This window comes from Xanthomonas rydalmerensis (assembly GCF_033170385.1).
Classification (GTDB): domain Bacteria; phylum Pseudomonadota; class Gammaproteobacteria; order Xanthomonadales; family Xanthomonadaceae; genus Xanthomonas_A; species Xanthomonas_A rydalmerensis.
In genome coordinates this window covers 577,844-603,025 of record NZ_CP126170.1, presented here as the reverse complement: position 1 = coordinate 603,025, position 25,182 = coordinate 577,844, and the positions used below count along the sequence as shown (strand labels likewise).

The following is a 25,182-nucleotide window of genomic DNA, read 5'->3' as shown; positions in this document are numbered from 1 at the left end:
CGGCGGCGGCGTGCAAGTGCGCATCGACGGCCACGCGCGCGCTCAGAAGCGGTAGTTGAAGTTGACGTACCACTGCCGGCCGATCGCGCTGTACACCCGCGGGAAGTACGGCCAGGTGGTGTAGGTGTCGTCGCGCGGGTGCAGCGCGTCGAACAGGTTGAGCACGCTCAGGCCGACGGTCGCCTTGTCGGTGATCTGCTTGGCGAGGTCGACGTTCCACACCAAATACGGCGCCACCCGGCCGCGCTCGGCGTAGTCGGGCCGCGAGCCGTAGCGGTAGCCGTACACGCTGGCCGACCAGTCGCCGCGGCTCCAGTTCGCACGCCAGTTGCTGCGCGTGCGGAACGCCAGGTAGTCGACGTCGTTCATCACGTCCACCGGGCGCGCACCGGCGAACTGCGCCACCTCCATCCGCAGCACCCGGGTCAGGCCGGCCTGCAGGCCGAGCGTGCCCCAGGCGCCGAGGTCCAGGTCGTAGCGCAGGCTGGCATCGATGCCGTCGGTGCGCATCAGCGACTGGTTGATGGGGAAGGTCTTGAAGGCGGTGATCTGGCCTTCGCTGGTCAGGTCGGTGCCGGGGCTGCGCGTGACCGCATCCAGGTAGAAACGGCAGGCCGCCGAGGCGGTGTCCACCGCGGCGCCGGCGCGGTCGCGGCCGAGCAGGCAGTTGGCGTTGTTCTCCAGCAGGGTTTCGCTGGAAATGGCCTCGACCCGACCCTTCAGTTCGATGCGGTAGTAATCCAGGCTCAGCGACAGCGACGGCAGCACGTCCCACACCGCGCCGAGCGTGGTCGACTTGCCGGTCTCCTCGCGCAGCGACGGATTGGACGCCTGGGTGGAGAAGGTCTGGTACTCGTGCGCGCTTGCGCAGGCCGCCGACAACGGATCCAGGCCGTCGCGGCGGCACAGGTATTCGTCGACCACGGTGGGGTTGTTGGCGCTGGTGCCGGCGTAGATCCACAGCAGGTCCGGTGCGCGGAAGCTGGTGGCGTGGCTGCCGCGCAGAAGCAAGGTGTCGAACGGACGCCACTCCAGGCCGGCCTGCCAGGTCGCCGCGCCATCGACCGCGGTGATGTCGTCGTAGGCGTCGTAGCGCGCGGCCAGGGTGGCGCTGAGCCGGCTGGCGATCGGCACGCGCAGTTCCAGGCCGGCGGCGTAGCGCTTGCGCGGGCCGCCGCCGGGGGTCTGGGTGAGGTTGTAGATGCGCTCGCTGCCGGTGTAGTCGACGGTGGTGCGCGGATCGGGCTGCAGGTCGTAGGTCTGCCGTGCCGCCTCCAGCACGGCGGCGATCTGCACCATGCCCGCCGGCACCGCGAGCAGGTCGCCGCTGACCACGAACTGGGCCTGGTCGGTGGCCGATTCGCCGCGGCTGACCACCTCGGTGGTGAGCTGCTGGTACAAGTCGGGGCTGCCGGGCGCGAACAGCCGGTCCGTGCGCACGCGGCGGATCTCGGTGCCGTCCGGGCGATAGCCCAGCAGCGGCCCGAGGTAATAGTCGCGCACCGCGTTGGTGAGGAAGCGCGGGCGCCGGGTGGTGATGTCGTAGCGCGACAGCGACACGCTGGCATCCCAGTCGAAACGTCCGTCGAAGGCTTTGCCGCGCACGCCGGCGTTGAGGTTCCAGCTGCGCTCGTCGTAGTCGATGGTCTTGATGCCGCCGACCTCGTCCGGCAGGAAGATGCGCTGCGCGGTGACCAGCCCCAGGTCCGGGTCGTAGGTGGTGAACGCACCCTCGCCGATGTAGTAGTGGGTCTGGCTGGAGCTCTTGTCCTGCGAGCGATTGGCCAGCAGTTGCGCGTAGGCGACGACGTCCTGGCCGAGCTCGGCATCGCCGGCCAGGTAGGCCGAGGTCTTGCCGTAGCCGTTCTGCACCGAGCGCCCGGCGTAGTAGTCGAACGCGCCGCAGCGGTTGGCCGCGGGCAGACTGTCGCTGGTGCGGTACGGACGGAACGCCGGATTGGTCACGGTGCAGGCCGCCGCCAGCGCCTGCGGCGAGGTCGACAGCGTGCCCGCCTGCGGCCACAGATAGGTGTTGCCGCGGCGCAGGTAGACGCCGGAGATGGACACATTGGGCGAGCTGGGATCGGCCTTGTTGGCCGGATGATCGTCGTAGGAATCCATGAAGCCGCGCTGGCGGGCGACGATGGGTTCGCGATCCAGCCGCTCGAAGGCGTAGGTGAAACTCCAGCCGTCGCCGCGGCGCCCGCCGGTCCACTGCAGTTGCCCGCTATCGCCGCCGCCACGGGTGGTGGTGCCGGCGCGCACGCGCAGGCTGTCGCCCTGGAAATCGCGCTTGGTGATGATGTTGACCACGCCGGCGACCGCGTCGGAGCCGTAGATGGCCGAGGCGCCGCCGCTCATCACCTCGATGCGCTCCACCGCCGCCGCCGGAATGCTGCCCAGGCTGACCGCGGTGCCGTTGGCGCCGTAGGGCTGCGGATAATCGGCCATGCGCTTGCCATTGAGCAGGATCAGCTGGTAGCCCGGCCCCAGCCCGCGCAGGTTGAGGTACTGGCCGTTGGGCGAACTGCCGGTCTGGTCGCTTTCGTTGAAGGTGCTGCCGCTGAACTGGGTCAGCGTGCCCAGCGATTCCCACACCGTACCGAAGCCCTGCTTGCGGATGTCCTCGGCGGTGATGACGGTGACCGGCGCCGGGCCCTCCACCTGCGCGCGGGCGATGCGCGAGCCGGTGACCAGCACGGCATCGAGATCGCGCGGCGTCGCCGCCTGTTCCTGCGCTGCTGCCGCCGCCGACACGGCCGCGGCCAGCGTCGTCAGCGCGGCCAGCGCCACGCGCACGGGACGCACGGGACGCACGGGACGCAAGGGAAAAGGACGACGAACGATTCGCATGGGCACGCGGCTCTCCTGCATGGCGCGGATGAATGGCGCGAACGCCGCGGGCGCGGCCACGGCCGAGCGCCTGTCCCTGGCGTCCACGCACACGGCGATGACGCGTGCACGGCACGCGGCCATCGTGTTGCGGGTTCCTGCATGTTGCCGAGCGGACGCGGCGCTGCCGTGCGGTGCTTGCACGTTCCCCAGCGCCATCGCCACGCGCCCCCTGTGCATTCGGATGTAACACGCGCTCGCAAAACCTGTCAACGCAGCGCCTTGACAGGGAAAAACCGGGAATCGAAGATCCTGGCGTCGGCGCGGGACGCGCCGGCCTTCTTTCCAGACAGTGGGATCCCATGATCACGATGCGCGGCCTGTGCCTGTTGCTCGCCGCGGCGGCGAGCGGCGCCTTCGCAACGGCACGCGCCAGCGACGCCATGCCGCTGCAGGCGCAGCCGGCGCAATTGCAGGCCGAGCACTGGATCGCCCAGCTGCCGGCGGCGTCGCCTCCGCTGTTGGAGGCGACGCAGCGCGCCGCGTTCAATGCCCACCTGCTGCGCGACGATCCGTCGATGCACGACCTGGCCGCACTGCCGGCGCAACTGTCCGCCGCGCAGGTCCGTGCGCAGATCCTGGCGCTGTCGGCACCGCCGACACGCACGCTCTACGATACCCAAGGCGCTGTGCTCGACGCCGCGCGCCTGCAGGCGCTGCAGCGCGCGCTGGCGCTGGATGCGCTGCCGGCGCAGGTGCAGCCGCGCTACGCGCTGGTGGTGCAACGCGCCGACCTGCGGCGCTTCCCGACCGCCGAGCGCGTGTTCAGCGACCGCGACGATCGCGACATCGACCGCTTCCAGGAATCGGCGCTGTATCCGGGCAGCGCGGTGGCGATCCTGCACGCCAGCGCCGATGGGCAATGGCTGTTCGTGCTGGCGCACAACTACGCCGCCTGGATCGCCCGCGACCGCGTCGCCGAGAGCGACCGCGCCAGTGTGCTGGCGTACGCGCAGCGCACGCCGCGGCTGCTGGTCACCGGCGCACGCGCGTCCACCGTGTTCACCCCGGAACAACCGGCGGCCTCGCAGGTGGCGCTGGACATGGGCAGTTCCCTGCCGCTGCTGCGCGACTGGCCGCCGCAACAGGTGGTCAACGGCCAGTCGCCGCTGGCCGCCTACGTGGTGCAGTTGCCGCTGCGCGACCGCGACGGACGCCTGCAGTTGGTACCCGCGCTGGTGCCGCGCAGTGCCGACGTCGCCGAGGCACCGCTGCCCGCCACGCCGCAGTCGCTGCTGCAGCAGGCCTTCAAGTTCCTCGGCGAACGCTACGGTTGGGGCAACAGTTACGACGCACGCGACTGCAGTGGCTTCGTCGTCGACCTCCACCGCAGCCTGGGTATCGACCTGCCGCGCAACACCGGCGACCAGGCGCGCAGTCCCAGCCTGGCTTCGGTGCCCTACGTGGCGACCGACCCGCTGCCGCAGCGCCGGCAGGCGCTGGCACGGCTGCGCGTGGGCGACCTGGTCTACATCCCCGGCCACGTGATGCTGGTGATCGGCCACGAGGACGGCCAGACCTGGGTGATCCACGACGTGGCCGGCGCCAGCTACCGCGACGCCGCCGGGCAGGTGCAGCGCGTGCGCCTCAACGGCGTGTCGGTGACGCCGCTGGAGCCGCTGCTGCTCGGCGACGGCACGCCCTTCATCGACCGCATCACCCGCATCCAGCGCCTGCGCGCGCCCACGACCGAATGAAGATCACTGAGATCCGCCTGGGCATGCTGCGCGTGCCGCTGAAGACCCCGTTCAAGACCGCGCTGCGCACCGTGCAGGCGATCGAGGACGTGGTGGTCATGGTCCACACCGACGACGGCCGGATCGGCCACGGCAGCGCCCCGGCCACCCCGCCGATCACCGGCGACACGCACGGTTCGATCATCGCGGCGATCGAACGCTGCCTGGCGCCGCGGCTGATCGGCGAGGACATCGCCGACCTGCAGCGCCTGCGCGGCCTGATCCAGGGCGCGCTGGAGCACAACAGCAGCGCCAAGGCAGCGATGGAGATCGCCGTGCACGACCTGTGGGCGCAGCAGCATGGCGCACCGCTGTACCGCCTGCTCGGCGGCGGCACCCCGCAGCTGACCACCGACCTCACCATCAGCGTGAATGCCGTGGACACGATGGTGGCCGACGCGCTGTCGGCGCTGGCGCGCGGCTTCGTGGCGCTGAAGATCAAGATCGGCACCGATCTCGCCGAGGACATCGCGCGGGTCAAGGCGATCCATGCCGCGGTCGGCAAGCGCGCGCAGCTGCGACTGGACGCCAACCAGGGCTGGACGCCGAAGCAGGCGGTGCAGGCGATGCATGCGCTGGAGCGCGCCGGGGTGACGCTGGAACTGCTGGAGCAGCCGGTCAAGGCCGGCGACGTGGACGGCCTGCAGTACGTGACCGAGCGGGTGCAGACCCCGGTGATGGCCGACGAAAGTGTGTTCTCGCCGGCGCAGGCGATCGCGCTGCTGCAGCGGCGCGCGGCGGACATCGTCAACATCAAGCTGGTCAAGGCCGGCGGCCTGTCCAACGCGCTGCGCATCGCCGACATCGCTGCGGTGTACGGGGTGCCGTGCATGATCGGCTGCATGCTCGAATCGAGCGTCGGCGTGGCCGCGGCGGCGCACCTGGCGGTGGCGCGCGCGGACGTCATCACCAAGGTGGACCTGGATGGGCCGTCGCTGGGGGCCTTCGATCCGGTGGTCGGCGGGGTGCAGTTCGACGAGGCGCAGATCCGGATTGGCGAGGCGCCGGGATTGGGGATTCGCGAGATCCAGGGGTTGGAGCTGTTGCCGCGGACGGTGTAGTGGCGGCGCCGGGCCGTGCGTGGCATGGTGTCGATGCGCTCTGTCGTGAAGAGCGCGGCCCGGATGCGCGGCGGTACACGGGACCGAATCCTCCGCTCCCTTGCGCGACTGTAGTGCGTGCCTGATAGCGATTTAGGCAGGACGGCTGCCTTACTGGCGTACTTGTGGGAGGGACTTTAGTCCCGACGCATTGCGCCATCGGAATGAACGCGTCGCGACTGCATGACGGTCGACTCCCACAGGAGGTCACTGCGCCGCCTGCCACGCCGCAGGCGGCGGTGCCACTGGGCGACGGCCTTTTAACCGCCATAGGGATCGACAGTACGAATGCTCCCGTCCGGCTCGACGTGCAGCGGCGTGCACTTGACCGAGCGCAGGTGAGTCACGCCGCCGGACAACAGGGCGTCGTGGTAGAACAAATACCAGCGCCCCTGGAAGGCGCAGATGGAGTGGTGCGTGGTCCAGCCGACCACCGGCTTCAGCAGCACGCCGCGATAGGTGAACGGGCCGTACGGGCTGTCGCCGATGGCGTAGCACAGCAGGTGCGTGTTGCCGGTGGAGTACGACAGGTAGTACCGGCCCTGGTCCTTGTGCAGCCACGGTCCCTCGAAGAAGCGGCGCGCGTGATCGTCGGCGCGCAGCGGTTGCCCGTGCTCGTCGAGAATCACGATGTCCCGCGTGCGCTCCGCCAGCCGGGTCATGCCCGGGTCCAGCCGGGCGATGCGCGGGCCCAGTGCCGGCGCATCGCCCTCGGGCTCGGCATGCGCCGCCTCAAAGCGGTCGTCGCGGTACTTCTGCAACTGGCCGCCCCAGATGCCACCGAAGCAGAGGTAGTGCGCGCCGTCGTCGTCCTCGAAGACGGCCGGGTCGATCGAGTAGGTGCCCGCGATCGGCTCGGGCTCGGCGGCGAACGGGCCTTCCGGGCGGTCGGCCACCGCCACGCCGATGCGGAACAGGCCCTGCGCGTCCTTGGCCGGGAAATAGAGGTAATAGCGGCCATCGCGCGTGGCCGCGTCCGGCGCCCACATCTGCCGGCTGGCCCACGGCACGTCGCGCACATGCAGGGCGACGCCGCAGTCGGTGGCCATGCCTTCGGGCGAGTCCATGCGCAGCACGTGGTAGTCCTCCATGCCGAAGTGACCGCCCTCGTCGTCGAACGGCGCGCCGCTGTCGATGTCGTGCGACGGATAGATGTACAGGCGTCCCTCGAACACGTGGGCCGACGGGTCCGCGGTGTAGATGTGGGTCACCAGCGGTTGCGCGATGGCGTGCGCCGCGAGGTGGTCGAGGTCGCTTCCCTGCCGCCGCAGCTGCAGGTCGTGTTCGATGCGAAGTTCCATGCGCTTGTCGATCCGGTAGAAGAACAGCAGCGCCACCGCGACCAGGAACGGAATCGCGCAGTAGGTGCTCACGGTCAGGCGAATGCCGTCCACCACGGCCTGCGGCTGTTGTTCGGCGCCCGCCTGGTAGCCGTGGTGCGCGAGGATGCCGGCGACCAGTGCGCCGCCGATGCTGAGCCCGATCTTCAGTCCGCACAGCATCGCCGAGAAGATGATCGCGGTGGCGCGGCGATGGTTCTTCCATTCCGAGTAGTCGGCGACATCGGCGATCATCGCCCACAGCAGCGGGATGGTGATGCCGTAGCAGAAGCCGTGCAGCATGAAGGCGCCGAAGGCCACGCCGACCGCGGTGGGCGGAAACACGTAGAACGCCAGCAGGAACACGGTGGAGACCAGCAGCGCGCCGCCGAAGGCATCGCGCTTGCCGAAGCGGTCGGCCAGGGGCCGGGAAAAACCGATGCCCAGGATCATGCACAGGATGCCGCAGGCGTTGAACAGGCTGAACGCCGAGGTGGCCGGGTCCTGCGGCCAGGTGAAGCCGGACAGGCCCCATCCGCTGAGCACCGCGTTCACGCCGCCGATGAAGCCATTGAAGCCGGAGGCGTCGAGAAAGCCCGCCAGGGCGGCCTCGCTCAGGTAGTACTGGAAGTAGTAGATGTAGGTGCCGCCCTTCAGCGCCAGGTTGACGAAGACCAGCACCGTCAGTGCCAGCATCACCTTCCATGGCCGGTTGTGCAGCAGGTCGGACAGGTCCTGCAGCACGCCTGCGCTCTGTTCCTTGGCCGGCACGATGCGCTCGCGGGTGGTGGCGAAGGTGATCAGGAAGAACAGCGTGCCTACCACCGCGAACACCGTCATCAGGCGCTCGAAGCCGCGCACGTTGTCGCCGTCGCCCAGGATCAGCACCAGCGGCAACAGCAGCACCTGGATGATGAACTGCGCGATCATCACCGCCACGAAGCGATAGGCCGACAGGCTGTTGCGCTGGGCCATGTTGCCGGTCAGCACCCCGCTGAGCGCGGAGTACGGCAGGTTGTTGGCCGCGTACACGAGCATCAGCAGGCCGTAGGTGGTCAGGGCATACATCACCTTGCCGCGCGCGCCCAGGTCCGGGGTACTGAAGGCGAGCAGCGACAGCACGCCGAACGGGATCGCCGTCCACAGGATCCAGGGCCGGAACTTGCCCCAGCGGGTCGCCGTGCGGTCGGCGGCGATGCCGATCAGCGGGGTGAACACGAACGCGCCGAGCAGGCCGATCACGAAGATGATCGTCGCCGCCGTGGCGGCCGGCAATCGGTACACATCGGTATAGAAGAAGGCCAGATAAGTGATCAGCGTCTGGAAGATCAGGTTCGCCGCCAGGTCGCCCAGGCTGTAGCCCAGCTTCTCCCGCACCGACAGCACGTGCACGGCGGTCTCCACACTGCGCGGCTCAGTCACGGCGCGCCTCCACGGTGAAGCGCCCACGCACGCGGGCATCGGCGCTGGAGCCGCCGATCCGCACTTCGTAGCTTCCGGGCGGCACGACATAGCGGCCGCGGGCGTCGTCGTACTGGCGCAGCGCCTGTTGCGCATCCAGTTCGAACGTCAGGGTCCGCCGCTCGCCCGGGGCCAGACGAACGCGCTGGAAGCCACGCAGCGTCTGCTGCGCATCGCCGGGCGCGGCCGCCAGCCGCCGCACGTACAGTTGCGCGACTTCGTCGCCGGCGTGCTTGCCGGTGTTGGCTACTTCCACCTGCACCTTGAGGCGTCCGTCGTCGGCGATGCGCGGCGCATCCATGCGCAGCTTGCCGTAGTCGAACCGCGTGTACGACAGGCCGTGGCCGAACGGATACAGCGGGGTGCCGCGGAAGTAGCGGTAGGTGCGGCCTTCCATCGCGTAGTCGTCGAACGCCGGCAGCGCCTGGTCCGCCCGGTAGAACGTCACCGGCAGGCGCCCCGCGGGATTGACCTCGCCGAATAGTGCCTGGCCCACGGCGGTGCCGCCGCGCTGTCCCGGATACCAGCTCATCAGGATCGCCGACAGATGCGCCTGCGCCCATTCCACCGCCAGTGCCGAGCCACCGGTCAGCACCATCACCACCGGCTTGCCGGTGGCGTGCAGCGCTTCCAGCAGGGCGCGCTGCGGCGCGGGCAGGCGCAGGTCGGTGCGGTCGCCGCCGGCGAAGCCCGGGTAATCGACCTTCATCTCTTCGCCTTCGACGTCGCCGGTCAGTCCGCCGACGAACACCACCACGTCCGCGTTGCGCGCCGCATCGAGGGCCTCGTCGAACGGCGGCTTCGCGCCGGGCATGCGCCAGCCCAGCCGCACGCCCGCGTCGCGCTCGGCGTCGTAGTACTCCAGCTTCACCGCATAGGCGCGGCCCGCCTGCAGGTCCAGGTCCACGCCGTCGGCGCGCATGCGGTCGCTGTCGGTCCAGTGGTCCAGCACCAGCTTGCCATCCAGGTAGAGACGGAAGCCGTCGTCGGCGGCCGCCTCGATGCGGTAGCGGCCCGAGACCGGCGGCAGCAGCTGGCCGCTCCAGCGGATGCTGAAATGATCGCTGGGAATGCCCTGCCCCGGCCCCGCTTCGCCGCGGGCCAACAGGTTGTCGGTCGGCGAGCCGCGGTCCCAACGGAAGCCGATCTGGGCGTCGGTACGGACCAGCGCCGGCGTCCCCGCCAGATCGGGCGTGCGGAAGTATTCGCCGCGCAGGCCGCGTTCCGGGGAATCGGCCGCCGGCCGCAGGTATGCCGCCTCGATCAGCGGCGTGGCGCCCGGATCGTCGCGCCCTTCGACCAGATCCACACCGCGGGCATAGCGCACTTCGATGCCCTTGGCCGCGTCGCGGATGCCCTGCAGGATCGTGACCGGCGCCGCCGGCGTGCCGAAGTAGTTGCCGAGCAGGGCCATGGTGTCGTCGGCGGTCGGGCCGACCACGGCGATGCGCTTGAGCTTGCGCGACAGCGGCAGCACGCCATCGTTCTTCAGCAACACCAGCGATTCCTGCGCGGCCTGCAAGGCCAGCGCATCGTGCGCGGGCGCCTGGTTCACGGAGGCGGGAATGCGTGCCCAGCGCACGCGCTCGGGCGGGTCGAACATGCCCAGTCGCATCCGCGCGGCGAACAGGCGCGTCACCGCATCGTCGATCTCCGCTTCGTCGATCAGCCCCTGGCGTACCGCCGCTGGCAGCGTGGCGTATTCCTGGCCGCACTCCAGTTCGGTGCCGTTCTTGACCGCCAGCGCCGCGGCCGCCTCGCGGCTGGGCGCGAGGTGGTGATGCTTCCAGATATCGACGATGGCCCAGCAGTCCGAGACCACGTAGCCCTTGAAGCCCCAGTCGCGGCGCAGCACGTCGCGCAACAGGAATTGGCTGGCGCTGGCGGACTCGCCGTACACCCGGTTGTAGGCGCCCATTACCGCATCCACCTGGCCTCCCTTCACCAGTGCCTCGAACGCCGGCAGGTAGGTGTCGTAGAGATCGCGCTTGCTGGGGCGGGCGTCGAAGTGGTGACGGTCGGCCTCCGGACCGCTGTGCACGGCGAAATGCTTGGCGGTGGCGTCGAGCTTGCGATACACCGGGTCGTCGCCCTGCAATCCCTGCACGAAGGCCACGCCCATGCGCGCGGTGAGGTAGGGATCCTCGCCGTAGGTCTCCTGTCCGCGTCCCCAGCGCGGGTCGCGGAAGATGTTGATGTTCGGCGACCAGAAGGTCAGCCCCTGGTAGCGGCCGTGCGCGCCTTCGCGGAGGAACTGGTGGTGCTTGGCGCGCGCCTCGTCGCTGATGGTGGTGGCCACCTGCCCCATCAACGGCACGTCGAAGGTAGCGGCCAGCCCGATGGCCTGCGGAAACACGGTGGCCTGGCCTGCGCGCGCCACGCCGTGCAGCGCTTCGTTCCACCAGTCGTAGGCCGGCACGCCCAGGCGGTCGATCGCCGGCGCGGCGTTCTGCATCTGCGCCGCTTTTTCCTCCAGGGTCATCTGTGCGACCAGCGCCGCCGCCCGGGTCTCGAAGCTGGCCGAGGTGTCTTGCCACGGCTGGGTGTCGGCGGCATGGCCGACGCCGGCCAGCGTGATGGCGGCGCACAGGGCCAGCGCGCGGACGAGGCGGCCAGGGCGGGCGGAAGGAAGGGAAGACCTGCGCATCATCATTTGCTCCTCGAGGCGCGCTCGTCGCGCGCGAAGGGACCGAGCAGGGCGCCCACGAAGCCGCCTGCACGATCCGTACTCAACACGGTCCCGTCGACATCGTCGGCGAGCGTCTGCCAGCCCTGCCCCGCACCGGTATCGAACGCGAATGCATACGCCCCTTCGTCACCCGCGATCTTCAGGCGCAACGACGTCGACGCATCCAATTCGCGGCTGGCCAGGGTTCTGGTCGCGCCCTTGCCCTCGCGCGCCTCCAGGAAGACCTCCAAGCGATCGCGTCCAACACGGCGCACGCCGAGGAAGTACCACCAATCCTCGTTCTGGAACGCCGCAAGCCCCGCTGCCACGCCCGTCGCCGGCTGCGTCAGTGCGGTGCTGGCCTCGAAGCGCAGGTGCTGCTGGCGACGCCCCAGGAAGGCGGGGTTGCGCAAGGTGTCCAGGTTCTCCGGCAACGGATGCACGGCCAGACTGCCCGGGCGCGTGCGCAGCTCCGCCCAGTCCCGCTTGGGCACGCGCACACGCAACCAGCCGCGGCCGAGCGTCGGCGCGTCGAATTCGTCGCGCTCGATGAAGTTGCCGGTGGAAGGCGCCTTCGACGCCTCGCCCTGCATCCACGACGGCGCCTGGACCGCATAGGGGATGGCCTGCCCGGCCGGCAGGATCAGCGGCCAGCCGTCGCGCCACTGCACCGGCAGCAGGTAGGTCTCGCGCCCGGTGTTGTAGTGGCGCACGTCGTAGGTGCGGCTGGCCAGGAACACCGCCCACCAGGACCCGTCCGGCCCTTCCACCAGGTCCGCGTGACCGGCATTGGCGATCGGCAGCGGCCGGTTGTCGGGCAGGTCGCGCTGGGTGAGGATGGGATTGCCCGCGTACGGCACGTAAGGCCCCCAGACGTCGCGGCTGCGCAACACCACTTGGGAGTGCTGCGGCCCGGTGCCGCCTTCGGCATCGGAGAGGTAGTACCAGCCATCGCGGCGATACAGATGCGGCCCCTCGATCCAGATCGGGTTCTTCGCCGGCTCCACGCCGCCATCGATCAGCACCTTGCGCGGCCCCACCGGGATGAAGCTCGCCAGGTCGAGCTGCTGCATCCAGATCGCGCGATGGCCGTCGTAGCGCGGCGGGCCGGGCGGCTCGTCGTTGTTGAGCAGGTAGACGCGACCGTCGGCATCGAAGAACAGCGACGGGTCGATGCCACCGATGCCCGGCAGCCAGTGCGGGTCCGACCAGGGACCGGCGGGATCGCGCGCGGTGGCGATGAAGTTGCCGCCGCTGTCTACTGCCGTGGTGACCACGTAGAACATGCCGTCGTGGTAGGCGATGGCCGGCGCGAAGATGCCGCGCGACACGCTCAGGCCATCGAAGTCCAGTTGCGTCGGGCGGTCGATCACGTTGCCGATCTGTTTCCAGTGCACCAGATCCACGCTCTCGAACACCGGAATGCCGGGGAAGTAGGTGAAGCTGGAATTGACCAGGTAGAACCGCCCGTTCGCGCGGACGATGCTCGGGTCAGCGTGGAAGCCGGCCAGGATCGGGTTGCGGTAATGGCCTGCTGGCAGCGGTACGTCGAAGGCCGCGTCGCGCCCGGCGTATTCGAACCAGTCGAAGTAGACCGGCGGCGCAGGCACGGCCCACAGCGGCTGCAGCGCAGCGGACAACAACAGGAGGGCCGAGGCGAGCAGCGGACGCATCAGGGAATCTCCTCGGAAAGTGAGAGTTCGAACGGTCCCGCCGGCGCGCCGGACCTGTCGCGCAGCGTGCAGACCGGACCGTCGGCCCAGCAGTAGCGCACGCGCGTGGCGGATGCGGCCTGCGGGCTGTGCAGGACGACGTCGCGCCCGTCCAGCGTGGCGTCGGCATACCGGCAGTGCTGCGCCTGCGCATCGCAGAGTTCGAAGCCGATGGGACCGTTCGCCCCGGTCGTGACCAGGCGACCGTCGACGTCGTCGAACGCGATGCGTACCGCGCCCTGCGTGCGTGCTGCCGTGCGTGGCGTCGGGCCGGACGGCGCCAATGCGCGTTCGCCGTAGACCACGTGACGCGCCACCCGCGCCAGGCGCCGCCCCAATTCCTGCTTGTTGGGCGGATGGATGTCGTAGGCATCGCCGATGTCGATGGCCACCGCGAGCCCGGAGTGCGGGTCTTCGGCAACGACGCGGCGCTGCGCCTCGCGCAGCTGCGCCCAGCCGCTCTCCGTCGGTGCCTGCGGCGGGCGGCCGTAGCCGGCCAGTTGCACCACCAGCAACGGCAGCGCCGCGCCGAACTGCTTGCGCCAGTCGTCGCGCAGGTGGCGCAGCCGTGTCGCATAGACGGCGCCCTCGCCGGTATTGGATTCGCCCTGGTACCAGACGATGCCGCGCAGGCCGTCGTTGCCCAGCGGCGCGATCATGCCGTTGTACAGCGTCGACATGCCGGAGGCCGCATGCCACGGCGCCAGCGGCGGGGACTGTGGATCGGGTGCCACGCGATACTGCCAATGCCCATCCAGGACGATCCGCGTGCCATCGTCCAGTTGCACGGCATGGGCGCTCGCGGGGCCTGCCAGTCCGCCCTCGCCGTAGGTGTCCAGCACGTTGACGACCACCGTGTTGACGCCCGCTTTCAACAGGCCGGGCGGCAGCGCATACCGGCGCGGATCGCTCGGCGCGTTCTGGCTGCCCACGGCCACGCCGTTGACCCAGGTCATGTCCGTCTCGTCGACCGGCCCCAGCACGAGCCGTGCGCCCTGCGCCGCCTGCGCAGCGGTGAGGGTGACCTGCGTGCGGTACCAGACCATGCCGTTGTAGTCGGCGAGCGCGGGCACGCCCCAACGTTCCCAGGCGCCGAGCGTGGCCGGCGCGGCCTGCCACCCGGTGCGGTCGGCGCCGGGCTGCCACGGCGTATCGCCCGGCCTGGCACCGGCGCGCGTGGTCCACCACTGTTGCCAATGCCGCCCCCAGCGCGCGCTCGCGGCCACGGGGTCGTTGGCGTACAGCGCCAGCACGTCCAGCGCCTCGCCCATGCCGCCCTGAGCGCGCAGCGCGTCGGCGCTGGTCCAGGCCTCGATCCGCGCACCACCCCAGGCCGCCTGGATCAGCCCCATCGGCACCTTGACTGTCTTCTGCAGCTCGCGCGCGAAGTAGAAACAGGCGGCGGAAAACTCGCGCACCGTGTCCGGCGACGCGGGTTGCCACGCGACTTCGGTCGGGAACATGTCCTGCGGCGTGACCGCCGCGACCTTGGGCACGGCGAACAGGCGGATGCTCGGCTGGACGGCGGCGGTCAGTTCGCTGCTCGCATCCAGCGCGCGCCACACCGGCAGCTCCATGTTCGACTGCCCGGAACACAGCCACACATCGCCCATCAGCACATCGCGCACCACCTTGCGCGCCTGTCCCGCCTGCACGGTCATGTCGTAAGGACCGCCAGCGGCAGTGGGCCGCAGCGTCGCGTGCCAGTGGCCGTCGGCGTCGGCGCGTGCGCTGACAGACTGCCGCGCGAATGTCACCGACACCGTGGCGCCCGGCGCGGCGTGGCCCCACACCGAAATCGCCCGGTCGCGTTGCAGTACGGCGTGATCCTGGAACAGCGGATGCAACAGCGGCAGCGTCGCCTGCTGCGCCATGCAGGGCATCGTGCAGGCTCCTGAAACCATCGCCAGCAGCCAGCCCGTCCACGTTGTCGGCTTCATCGTCCATCTCCGGGTGCGGAGGGAAATTGCAGCGCCTGGTACCAGGCCAGCGGGTGCGGCGGCGCGGTTTCGCCTGGGGGCAAGGGCCGACCGCTCACCGACTGGAAGTACGCCACGCTGGCATCGCGCCACCACTGCGCTTCGCGCAGCTGGATGCGCAGAAACGCCGCGACCTGCGCATGCCGCTCGGCATCCACCTTGCCGCGCAGGCCGTCCCAGGTCACCTGCATGGCCTGCACCTGGCGCACGCCCTGCGAATAGCGGCCGACCAGCTCGTCCCACAACGGCCGCCCGGAGGCCATGCGGTGATCCCACGGCACGTGGTGGAACCACAACAGCAGCGGCTCGGGCACCCGCGCCAGGTCGCCATACACGGCCGCCACCTCGGGCGCGTACTGGCTCACCGCATTGCTGCCGCGAGCGGTGCGGTCGAAGCCGATGCCGTCGCGATCGGCGCGGTGGTAGTACACCGAGGTCCAATCCGCGCGCGGGCCGCCGTCCACCCAAGGGCCGGGACCGTAGTGGTGGCCGCGCGCCATCAGGTGGTGCAGGCCCAGCGGGGTCATGTAGTTCACCGCGGCCTCGCGCGAGGCCATCATCATCCCGACGATGGGCTGCACCACCTCGGGCCTCGGCGAAAACGTCATCGCCGCCCATTCCGCCGCGATGGCACGGGCGGAGCGATGCGGATTCCAGGCAAGACGGCCGAAGGCATACCAGTTGGCCTGGTCGAAGTGCGAGCCGCTCCAGGTGCGGTCGTTGCCGATGTTGGCGACGCCGGCGATGCCGCTCAGGGCATGGCCTTCCAGCGAACCGTCCACCACGTCCGCCACCGTGGCGCCCGCGCCGCGGGCGTGGGTGTCGGACTGCAGCACTTCTTCGTATAACGGCCCCAGGTACACCAGGTGCGTGGCAAAGCCGAGATACTCCTTGGTGATCTGGAATTCCAGCATCAGCGGCGTGCGCGGCATGGCACCGAACAGCGGATGGAACGGCTCGCGCGGCTGGAAGTCGATGGGGCCGTTCTTGACCTGCACGATCACGTTCGGACGGAAGGCGCCGTCGAGGCCGGCGAACTCGGTGTAGGCCTGCATGGCACGGTCCACCGGCACGTCGTGGGCATAGACGAAGGCCCGCCACATCACCACGCCGCCGTGCGGCGCCAGCGCATCGGCCAGCAGGTTGGCGCCGTCGGCATGCGAACGGCCATAGTCCTGCGGCCCGGGCTGCCCTTCCGAATTGGCCTTGACCAGGAAGCCGCCGAAATCCGGAATCCGCGCGTAGATGTCATCGACCTTGTCGCGCCACCAGCGCTGCACGGCCGGGTCGAGCGGATCGGCGGTCTTCAGCCCACCCAGTTCGATGGGCGCGCTGAAGCGCGCGCTCAGGTAGACGCGGATGCCGTAGGGCCGGAACACGTCCGCCAGCGCCGCCGCCTTGTCGAGATAGGCCGGCGCCAGGCTCTGCGCGTTGGCGTTGACGTTGTTCAGTACCGTGCCGTTGATGCCCAGCGAGGCATTGGCCCGCGCATAGTCCGTGTAACGCGGGTCGCGCCACTCCGGCAGGCTTTGCCAGTCCCACAACGAGCGGCCCGCGTAGCCGCGCTCGACATGGCCGTCCAGATCGTCCCAATGGTCGAGCACGCGCAGTTGGATCCGTGGCGACTCATGCACCTCGAGCGCGTCCAGCGACGCACCGGTCTGCAGCAGCCGCAGCAGATGGAACACCCCGTACAGCACGCCGATGTCGCGACGTGCGGCCACCAGCAACACCGCGTGCCCGTCGATGCGGGCGCGCTTGAGCAGGTAGCCCTCCTCGCCCAGCGACGCGATCTCCTCCCGGAACGGCGCAAGCGCTGGCGACGACTGCGGCGTGCCCAGCACCACCGCATGATCGCCGGTCGCGACCGCACGCGTCGCCGGCGCGCGGCCCAGCAGGCCGGTGAGGCCGCGTATCAGTTCATCGCGCGCCGCACGCTGCGTCGGGGTCTGCTCCGGCGCCACTACCTCATCCAACTCCGCCGTGCGCGCAGCGCCTTGCGAAGGCAGATACCGCAGCCACAACGCAGCGCCATCCTCCGCATGCACGCTGCCTGCGCAGACCATCAGCGCCATGGCAGCGCACGCCATCCACTGACACCGCATGACATGCGCACGACGCCCAAGCGCCGCGAACAAACCTTGTAAGCTGACGGCGTGCCCGCGGCGCGCCAACGTCAAGAAGAACAAAGGGAACGCGTTTTGGACAAGCCGAAGAAATCGGTCCGCCGCAAGACCAGCGGGGTCACGATCGACGAGGTGGCGGCCTTGGCCGGGGTGTCGCCGATGACCGTCTCGCGCGCGATCAACCAGGGCAAGGTGCGCGATGCCACCCGCGAGCGCGTGATGCGCGCGGTGCGCGAACTGGGCTACACGCCCAACCTGGCGGCCAGTTCGCTGGCCGCCGCGCAGCACACGCGCATCGCGCTGATCTACACCAACCCCAGCGGCGCCTACCTGCGCGAACTGCTGGTCGGCTTGCTGCGCGTCGCGTCCAACGCCGCCATCCAGTTGGTCATCCACTACTGGGAAGACCTGGACGCCGACGCCGAGCGCAAGGCCGCGCGCGCCTTGAGCGGCCGCGTGGATGGCGTGATCCTGCCGCCGCCGCTGTGCGAGTCGCAGGCGGCAGTGACCGAACTGGTCAAAGCGGGCATTCCGGTGGTCGCGATCGCCGCCGGGCGCCTCAGCGACGCGATCTCCTGCGTGCGCATCGACGATTTCCACGCCGGCAGGGAGATGGCCGAGCATCTGATCCAGCACGGCCACCGGCGCATCGGCTTCATCCGCGGGCGCCAGGACCTCAGCGCCAGCGCGCAGCGCTACGAGGGCTTCGTCACCGCCCTGCAGGAGGCCGGGCTGAAGGTCGAACCCGGCCTGGTCCAGCAGGGCGACTACACCTACCGCTCCGGGCTCGCCGCCGCCGAGAAGCTGCTGTCGCACCGGCGGCCGCCGACCGCGATCTTCGCCAGCAACGACGACATGGGGGCGGCAGCGATCTCGGTCGCGCACCGGCGCGGCCTGGAAGTGCCGCGCGACCTGTCGGTGGTGGGCTTCGACGACACCTCGGCCGCCACGACCGTCTGGCCGGAGCTCACCACCATCCACCAACCGATCGCTTCGATGGCCGATGCCGCCATCGACATCCTGCTGCGCAGCATCCGCCGCAAGCGCGACGACGCGCGCATGTCCAGCGACCACGTGGTCCCGCACCGGCTGGTGCTGCGCGGTTCGGTCGCCAGCCCGCCCAAGGGCCGCTAGCGCAGGTCGCATGCTCACGTGCTCGGGCATGCGACGGTGGCCTCCGCTTCGTTCAATGCACCGAGCGCGACCCGCGACACCGACAGCGTCATCGTGCCCGCCGTAGTCAACGCCCACGGACGATCCAGCTTGCTCAGATCCGCACCGGCCGCGGCAAGGCACTTGAGCGGCACGCCCACGCGCTTCCATTGGCCCACCGGTAGGGCTGTCAGCGTCGGCCCGATCGCGACCCGCGCGGTGCAACCGCTGCCGCAACCGACCGCCAGCCACACCTCGCCCTGCGGTGCGGCGTCCACGCGCAGCGTGGTCACCAGCATCAGGTCGCCGTTGCTCTCGCGCTGCAGGTCCAACGGCGTATGCGACTGCAGCGCGACCACGGCCTCGCGACCGCCGGACCAGGCGAGGCGGCGGCCATCTTCCTGCGCTAGGTGATCCACGCCGGTGACCTTCAGCGCGCCGCCATCGAGCGATTCCGGCACCCGGGTGACGGTCACGCCCTGCCCGGTGCTGCCTTCCAGGCGCAGCGCCATGCCCGGGCCGGCCGCGCCGCGCACGAAGAACACCCCGGCCGCGCCTTCGTTGCCGGTGAGGCCGGAAACCTCGGGCAGCCTGGCCAGATCGCCGTTGTCGGCATAGCGCAGGCCGAAGCCGAAGGCGAACAGCGGGTCGTAGTCCTTCTGCCCCACGTTGTTGGCGTATTGCGTGGCCGTGAGCGGCCAACTGAAGCTGAGCTTGCCCTTGAAGTCGTGCTGCACGCCGCCCTGCGGAGTGCGCAGCAGCACGTCGGCGATGCCGGCGCCCTCCGAACCCGGCAGCCATGCCGCGACGAAGGCATCGGCGGCATTGAGCTCGCGGTTGACCCACAGCGGGCGCCCGCTGAGGAACACCGCGACCACGGGAATACCGTCGGCCTTGAGCCGCTTGATCAGCGCCAGGTCGGTGTCGTCGCCCGGTTTGTAGGCCAGGGTCGGCCGATCGCCCTGGAACTCCGCGTACGGGTTTTCGCCGAACACCACCACGGCCACGTCCGGCTTGGTCGTGTACCTGCCGTCGACCGAAAGCACGGCCTCGCCGCCTGCGGCCTTGGCCTGCTGGGCGAAGCCCTCGTAGATGGTGTCCGCGTTCGGGAAGTCCTTGCGGGTGGTGCCGGTGCCCTGCCAGTTCAGCGTCCAGCCGCCGGCCTGCTTGCCGACATCGTTGGCACCGTCGCCGGCCACCAGGATGCGTTGCTTCGGCGACAGCGGCAGCACGCCGCCCTGGTTCTTCAGCAGCACCAGCGACTCGCGCACCGCCTGCCGCGCCACCGCGCGATGCGCCGGGGCGCCGATCAGCGCGAACTGGCCACCGACCGCGCGCGACGACGGCTTGCCCGCCTCGAACAGGCCCAGCCGCATCTTGACCCGCAGGATCCGGCGCACCGCATCGTCCAGGCGTTGCCGGGAGATGGTGCCGTTCTTCGCCGCCGCCAATGTGGTCGTGTAGAAGCCCTTCCAACTGTCCGAGGCCATGGCCATGTCCAGGCCGGCGTTGATGGTGGCGGGGCAATCGGTGGGCGTGCAGCCCTTGACCTGTCCGTGGCCGTTCCAGTCGCCGACCACGAAGCCGCCGAAGTGCATGCGTCCCTTCAGCGCGTCGGTCAGGTAGGCCTTGTGGCCATGCATCTTTTCGCCGTTGACGCTGTTGAACGAGGCCATCGCGGTCTGCGCGCCCGCGGCGATGGCCGGGGGATAGCCGGCGGCGTGGATGCGGACCAGTTCGGCCTCACCGATTCTGGTGTCGCCCTGGTCCCGGCCGTCGGTGGTGCCGCCATCGCCGAGGAAATGCTTGACCGAGGCGATCACATGGCGGCCATCGAGGAAGTCGCGCGTTCCCACCTTGCCCTGCAGTCCCTCGACCATCGCCCCGGCGTAGCTGGCCACCACCTCGGGCGACTCGGAATAGCCCTCGTAGGTGCGGCCCCAGCGGTCGTCCTGCGGCACCGCCACGGTCGGCGCGAAGGTCCACTCCATGCCGGTGGCACGGGTCTCCAGCGCGGTGATTTCACCGATCCGCCGCAGCAGCGCCGGGTTACGCGTCGCGCCCAGGCCGATGTTGTGCGGAAACAGGGTCGCGCCGACGATGTTGCTTTGCCCGTGCACCGCATCGATGCCGAACAGCACCGGGATCGCCTTGCCGCCCTTGGAGGTGTCCATCGACGCCGCATAGAACGCATCGGCCAGCGCCAGCCATTCGGCCGGCGCGGCATCGTAGCGGCCGCCGGGATCGGAGTTGCCGCCGGCCAGGATCGACCCCAATCGATACTTGCGCACGTCCTCCGGGGTGAGGCTGCCGATATCGCCCTGCACCAGCTGGCCGACCTTTTCCTCCACCGTCATGGTGGCGATCAGGTCGGTGAGGCGCCGTTCCAGCGCGGGATCCTCGGGCAGCGGCCAGGTCACGTTGGGCCAGGGGCTGGCCTCCGCCCGGGCGGGCGCCGCGGCCTGGACGTCGCCCTTGCAGACGGCAAGCGCGAGCAGCAGCGCGGCCAGCAGTGCGCCGTGGTGGCGTGTGGAATGGGTGTCGGTCACGGCGCTCTCCTTGCCGCCGCGCTCAGCGCAGCAGGTACTGGTTGATCAGGTTCTCGTAGCGCTCCTGCCGGCCACTGATCTGCCGTGGCTCGCCACCCTTCGCGCCCAATGCGGCCAACTCGGCGAGGCCGAGCGCGCCGCCCGCGAACTCCTTGCCGGCACCACTGTCGAAGCTGGCATAGCGCTCCTGGCGCCACTGTTCCCAGGGCGAGTCGTTGAGCAACGCATGGGCGACTTCCAGCCCGCGTGCGAACGCATCCATGCCGCCGATGTGGGCGATGAACAGATCCTCGAGCTCGGTGGACTCGCGGCGCACCTTGGCGTCGAAGTTCAGGCCGCCCTCCAGGCCGCCCTGGCGCAGCACCACCAGCATGGCGCCCACGGTGTCGTACAGGTCTGTCGGGAACTGGTCGGTATCCCAACCGTTCTGCGCATTGCCGCGGTTGGCGTCGATGCTGCCCAGCAGGCCGTGGTCGGAGGCGACCTGCAGGTCGTGTTCGAAGGTGTGGCCGGACAGCGTGGCGTGGTTGGCCTCGATGTTGAGCTTGAAGTCCTTGTCCAGCCCATGCTGCTTCAGGAAACCCGTCACCGTCGCGCTGTCGAAGTCGTACTGGTGCTTCATCGGCTCCATCGGCTTGGGCTCGATCAGGAAGTTGCCCTTCAGGCCGATGCTGCGGCCGTAGTCGCGCGCCATGGTGAGGAAGCGCGCGAAGTGGTCGAGTTCGCGCTGCATCTGCGTGTTCGCCAGCGAGGCATAGCCTTCGCGGCCGCCCCAGAACACGTAGTGTTCGCCGCCCAGTTCCACCGTCGCCTCCAGCGCCGCCTTCACCTGCACGGCGGCACGCGCCACCACGGCGAAATCGGGATTGGTCGCGGCACCGTTCATGTAGCGCGGATGCGAGAACAGATTGGCCGTGCCCCACAGCAGCTTCATCCCGGTCGCGTCCTGGCGCGCCTTGGCCAGGCCCACCATGTGCTTGAGGTTCTTCTCGTACTGCGCGGCATCGTCGGCGTCCGGCGCCAGGTCGATGTCGTGGAAGCACCAGTACGGCACGCCGAGCTTGGTGAAGAATTCGAACGCCGCATCCACTTTCGCTTCGGCGCTGGCCATCGGCGCGCCCACCTCCCAGGGAAAGTGGCGCGTGCCCGGGCCGAACGGATCCTGCCCGGCGTTGCAGAAGGTGTGCCAGTAGCACACCGCAAAGCGCAGATGTTCCTGCATGGTCTTGCCGCCGACGACCTTGTTGGCTTCATAGACCTTGAAGGCGAGCGGGTTGTCCGAACCGCGGCCTTCGAACGGGATGCGGCCGATGCCGGGGAAGTATTCCTTGGCGCCGATAAAGGGCTGGGTGTGCATGGTGCGGGTTCCTGTCGTGGTGGGAGGGAGTGCGAAAAGGGAATCAGCCGCGGAACAGCGGCATGCAGGCATCGAGATGGCGCAGGAAGCGCGCATAGGCCGCGGCATAGGCCTGGGTGCGCGCCGGATCCGGGCGGGCGGACCGCTGCGGATCCACCGCCACATGCCGCTGCGCGATGTCGGCGATGGACGCGGCATCGCCGCGCGCCAGGCCGATGGCCCACAGCGCCTGCAGGGCCGCACCGAACGCCGCGCCTTCCGGCTGCGTGGGCACGTCCACCGGCAGGCCGAACACATCGGCCACCAGTTGCCGCCATGCGCCGCTGTTGCTGCCGCCGCCGGTCAGCACGATGCGCTCGAACTGCATGCCCGCGCGCACGAATGCGTCGAAGCCGTATTTCAGGCTGTAGGTCGCCCCTTCCATCGCCGCGCGATAGAGGTGGGCCGGGGTCATGTTGGTCGTGTCCAGTCCCGCCAGCAGGCCCTTGCCCAGCGGCAGGTCCGGCGTGCGCTCGCCATTGAGGAACGGCAGCATCACCAGTCCGTCGGCACCGGGCGCGGTGGCGTGCAGATGCGCATCGCCATCGCGGGTGCTGAAGCCGAACGCGGCGGCGACCTGTTCGGTCGCCACGGTGCAGTTCATCGTGCAGATCAGCGGCAGCCAGCCACCGGTGGAAGAGCAGAACGCGGCCCACGCGCCGTCCGGGTCGACCACCGGCGTGTCGGAATAGGCGAACAAGGTGCCGGAGGTGCCCAGGCTCATCGCCAGGCGACCGGGCACGACGCAGCCGGTGCCGATCGCCGCCATCATGTTGTCGCCGCCACCGACGGCGACCTTCAGCGTCGTCGGCACGCCGAGCAGGCGGGCGGCCGCCGGGTCGATATCGAACACCGCATCCGGCGCGGCGAAGCGCGGCAGGCAGTCCGCCAGATCGCGCTGCGGATCGGTCGCACGCAGCAGTTCGGCCGACCACGTGCGGGTGCGCACGTCCAGCCAGCCCGTACCCGACGCGTCGCCGTATTCGCAGAAGCGCTGGCCGGTCAGCACGAAGTTGAGGTAGTCGTGCGGCAGCAGAATGGTGGCGAGCCGTGCATAGACCTCGGGCCGGTGCATCTTGGTCCAGGGCAGCTTGGAGGCGGTGTAACCGGTGAGGATCGGGTTGCCCGCCAGCGCGATGGTGCGCACCGCGCCGCCGACCGCGTCCATGATCTGCCCGCACTCGGCCGAGGTGCTGGTGTCGCACCACAGCTTGGCCGGTGCCAGCACCTCGCCCGCCGCATCGACCGGAACGAAGCCGTGCTGCTGGCCCGAGACCGCCAGCGCGGCGAGGCGCGATCGCAGCGCAGGATCGATCGCCTGGAAGCAGGCCTGCAGGGCCGCGATCCAGTCGGCCGGCCGCTGTTCACGGCTGCCATCGGCGGCGGAATGCAGATCCAGCGGCGCACTGCTGCTGGCCACGACGCTGCGCCCGACCGGGTCGTAGACCACGACCTTCAGGCTCTGCGTTCCCGCATCGATTCCGGCCACCAGCTCCCTCTCTTCCACGTCGTCTCCGCCTTCTAGTTAGCGCTATCATTTTTGAGCGACAGCAATGTGCTGCTACGCCAGGGAAACGCTCCGTTGCCAGACGTCGGGCGCCGCCTTGCAATAGCGTTCGATGAACTCCGCCTGCGACGGCATCGCCGCGCTGGCCTGCTGCAGCGGCTGGCGGATCCGCAGCAACAGCGTGCGCAGGTCCGCGTCGTCGATGGCGGCAGCCAGCGGGTGCGGCGGTCCAGGCTGGATGCCCTGTCCCAGCAATACGCTGGTCCACGAATCCACGCGGAACAGTTCGCCGGGGTCCTGCCAGGCGTGCGCGCGTTCGCGCCAGGCGCGCAGCCGGAGCGCGAGCGACTCGGGCAGTGCCATCTCACGGCAGGCTTTCCACATCGGCTCGTCGCGCTGGGTGGCGTGGTAGTGCAGGATGATGAAGTCGCGCACGTGCTCCATCTCCTGGCGACTGACCGTGTTGTACAACTCCACCAGCGCCGGGCTGATGCCCTCGCTTGGAAACAGCTGGATCAGGCGCACCACGGCGCTGATGGTCAGGTGGATGCTGGTCGATTCCAGCGGCTCGATGAAGCCGCTGGCCAGGCCCAGCGCCACCACGTTCCTGTTCCATGCCTGCAACCTGCGCCCGCTGCGGAACGGCACCAGCCACGGATCCCGCAGCGGCGGGCCGTCGACGTCGCGCAGCAGCTTGGCGTGCGCCTCGTCGTCGGACATGTGGCGACTGGAGAACACCAGCCCACAGCCGACCCGGTGCTGCAGGGCGATATGCCAGCGCCACCCGGCCTCGTGCGCGATGGCACGGGTATACGGCACCGGCGGCGCGACCGCCTCGGTCTGCACCGCGACGGCGCGATCGCTGGGCAACCAGTCGTGCCAGTCCTCGTAGCCGGTGTGCAGGGTCTGCTCGGTCAGCAGGCCACGGAAGCCGGTGCAGTCGATGAACAGGTCGCCCTCGATGACCTGCCCGTCTTCCAGCAGCAACGACGCGACGGAGCCGTCATGCGCATGTTGCCGCACCTCGCGGATCTGTCCTTCGATCCGGCGCAGGCCATGCGCTTCGGCCTTCTTGCGCAGGAATTTCGCGTAGAGCGCGGCGTCGAAGTGGTAGGCGTAACTGACCTGCGGCTGGGTGTCCAGCGCGAACTTGTCGCCGCGCGAGGCGATGCTTTCCAGGCAGAAATCGCCCAGGTCCGACGGCATGCCGCGGCGCAGGCTGTCCAGCCAGAAATGATGGAACGGCGTGGCCCAGGTGCCCTGTCCGATGGTGCCGAACGGATGGATGAAACGATCGCCGGGGCGGCGCCAATGCTCGAACGAGATCGACAGCTTGAACGTGCCGGCCACGGCACGCAGGAACTCCTGCTCGTCGATCTGCAGGAAGCGGTGGAAGGTGCGGATCGGCGGCACGGTCGACTCGCCGACGCCCACCGTGCCGATCTGCTCGGACTCCACCAGGGTGATGTCCAGGCGATCGCGGAACTGGTGGGCCAGCGCGCAGCCGGCCAGCCAGCCAGCGGTGCCGCCGCCGGCGATGACGACCTTGCGGATGCGCCCGTCCGTGGTGGTGGCGAGAGTCAAG

The 25,182-nt window shown here is 69.6% G+C and carries 13 protein-coding genes and 1 pseudogene; 3 read left to right on the top strand and 11 right to left on the bottom strand.

Features of this window, described 5'->3' with window-relative positions; all coding sequences use genetic code 11:
• Positions 1-42: 42 nt before the first annotated feature.
• The gene (locus tag QN245_RS02595) at positions 43-2,853 is read right to left on the bottom strand and encodes a TonB-dependent receptor plug domain-containing protein (protein WP_317845291.1); all 2,811 of its coding nucleotides are present in this window, start codon (positions 2,851-2,853) and stop codon (positions 43-45) included.
• 341 nt (positions 2,854-3,194) lie between these two features.
• Here QN245_RS02595 and QN245_RS02590 point away from each other — a divergent pair, with 341 nt between their 5' ends.
• Together QN245_RS02590 and QN245_RS02585 are read left to right on the top strand one after the other, a co-directional pair.
• On the top strand, positions 3,195-4,589 hold the full coding sequence (locus tag QN245_RS02590) for an SH3 domain-containing protein (protein WP_317844473.1): 1,395 nt from the start codon (positions 3,195-3,197) through the stop codon (positions 4,587-4,589).
• Positions 4,586-5,689, top strand: a complete 1,104-nt coding sequence (locus QN245_RS02585; RefSeq protein WP_317844472.1) for a dipeptide epimerase — start codon at positions 4,586-4,588, stop codon at positions 5,687-5,689. Before QN245_RS02590 ends, QN245_RS02585 begins: the two co-directional genes overlap by 4 nt.
• 299 nt (positions 5,690-5,988) lie before the next feature.
• Here QN245_RS02585 and QN245_RS02580 read toward each other — a convergent pair whose 3' ends face one another.
• The 6 genes and pseudogenes from QN245_RS02580 to QN245_RS02555 all read right to left on the bottom strand — a co-directional run bounded on the left by QN245_RS02580 (position 5,989) and on the right by QN245_RS02555 (position 16,972).
• The gene (locus QN245_RS02580) at positions 5,989-7,005 is read right to left on the bottom strand and encodes a glycoside hydrolase family 43 protein (protein WP_425612938.1); all 1,017 of its coding nucleotides are present in this window, start codon (positions 7,003-7,005) and stop codon (positions 5,989-5,991) included.
• Positions 6,979-8,559, bottom strand: a pseudogene (locus QN245_RS02575) (MFS transporter); the annotation flags it as partial. The pseudogene QN245_RS02575 and the gene QN245_RS02580, both read right to left, overlap by 27 nt.
• On the bottom strand, positions 8,462-11,155 hold the full coding sequence (locus tag QN245_RS02570) for a glycoside hydrolase family 3 protein (protein WP_425612904.1): 2,694 nt from the start codon (positions 11,153-11,155) through the stop codon (positions 8,462-8,464). The gene QN245_RS02570 and the pseudogene QN245_RS02575, both read right to left, overlap by 98 nt.
• Positions 11,156-11,157: 2 nt before the next feature.
• Positions 11,158-12,849 (bottom strand): glycoside hydrolase family 43 protein, encoded by a 1,692-nt coding sequence (locus QN245_RS02565; RefSeq protein WP_317844471.1) that lies wholly within the window; start codon positions 12,847-12,849, stop codon positions 11,158-11,160.
• Positions 12,849-14,828: a sialate O-acetylesterase gene (locus QN245_RS02560; protein ID WP_425612903.1), complete on the bottom strand. Its 1,980-nt coding sequence runs from the start codon at positions 14,826-14,828 to the stop codon at positions 12,849-12,851. Before QN245_RS02560 ends, QN245_RS02565 begins: the two co-directional genes overlap by 1 nt.
• A complete protein-coding gene (locus tag QN245_RS02555; protein ID WP_425612937.1) occupies positions 14,825-16,972 on the bottom strand; it encodes an alpha-glucuronidase family glycosyl hydrolase in 2,148 nt (715 codons plus the stop codon). Before QN245_RS02555 ends, QN245_RS02560 begins: the two co-directional genes overlap by 4 nt.
• Positions 16,973-17,068: 96 nt before the next feature.
• Between QN245_RS02555 and QN245_RS02550 the strand changes: the two genes are divergently transcribed.
• Positions 17,069-18,127: a LacI family DNA-binding transcriptional regulator gene (locus QN245_RS02550; RefSeq protein WP_317844470.1), complete on the top strand. Its 1,059-nt coding sequence runs from the start codon at positions 17,069-17,071 to the stop codon at positions 18,125-18,127.
• 14 nt (positions 18,128-18,141) lie between these two features.
• On the opposite strand, the gene QN245_RS02545 is transcribed toward QN245_RS02550, so the two are convergent.
• The 4 genes from QN245_RS02545 to QN245_RS02530 are packed head-to-tail and all read right to left on the bottom strand — an operon-like array spanning position 18,142 to position 25,181.
• Positions 18,142-20,694: a glycoside hydrolase family 3 protein gene (locus QN245_RS02545; RefSeq protein ID WP_317844469.1), complete on the bottom strand. Its 2,553-nt coding sequence runs from the start codon at positions 20,692-20,694 to the stop codon at positions 18,142-18,144.
• A 22-nt stretch (positions 20,695-20,716) separates the two neighbouring features.
• A complete protein-coding gene (gene xylA, locus QN245_RS02540; RefSeq protein ID WP_317844468.1) occupies positions 20,717-22,051 on the bottom strand; it encodes a xylose isomerase in 1,335 nt (444 codons plus the stop codon).
• Positions 22,052-22,094: 43 nt separating this feature from the next.
• The gene (gene xylB / locus QN245_RS02535) at positions 22,095-23,597 is read right to left on the bottom strand and encodes a xylulokinase (RefSeq protein ID WP_317844467.1); all 1,503 of its coding nucleotides are present in this window, start codon (positions 23,595-23,597) and stop codon (positions 22,095-22,097) included.
• A gap of 54 nt (positions 23,598-23,651) precedes the next feature.
• Entirely contained in the window at positions 23,652-25,181 is a 1,530-nt protein-coding gene (locus tag QN245_RS02530) for a tryptophan halogenase family protein (protein WP_317844466.1), read from the bottom strand.
• Position 25,182: the final 1 nt, after the last annotated feature.

Bases quoted from the DNA above. Each gene is read 5' to 3' on its own strand.
- QN245_RS02555 (WP_425612937.1), bottom strand. From the start codon at position 16,972: ATGCGGTGTCAGTGGATGGCGTGCGCTGCCATGGCGCTGATGGTCTGC.
- QN245_RS02560 (WP_425612903.1), bottom strand. From the start codon at position 14,828: ATGAAGCCGACAACGTGGACGGGCTGGCTGCTGGCGATGGTTTCAGGA.
- QN245_RS02585 (WP_317844472.1), top strand. From the start codon at position 4,586: ATGAAGATCACTGAGATCCGCCTGGGCATGCTGCGCGTGCCGCTGAAG.
- xylA (WP_317844468.1), bottom strand. From the start codon at position 22,051: ATGCACACCCAGCCCTTTATCGGCGCCAAGGAATACTTCCCCGGCATC.
- QN245_RS02595 (WP_317845291.1), bottom strand. From the start codon at position 2,853: ATGCGAATCGTTCGTCGTCCTTTTCCCTTGCGTCCCGTGCGTCCCGTG.
- QN245_RS02590 (WP_317844473.1), top strand. From the start codon at position 3,195: ATGATCACGATGCGCGGCCTGTGCCTGTTGCTCGCCGCGGCGGCGAGC.
- QN245_RS02565 (WP_317844471.1), bottom strand. From the start codon at position 12,849: ATGCGTCCGCTGCTCGCCTCGGCCCTCCTGTTGTTGTCCGCTGCGCTG.
- QN245_RS02570 (WP_425612904.1), bottom strand. From the start codon at position 11,155: ATGCGCAGGTCTTCCCTTCCTTCCGCCCGCCCTGGCCGCCTCGTCCGC.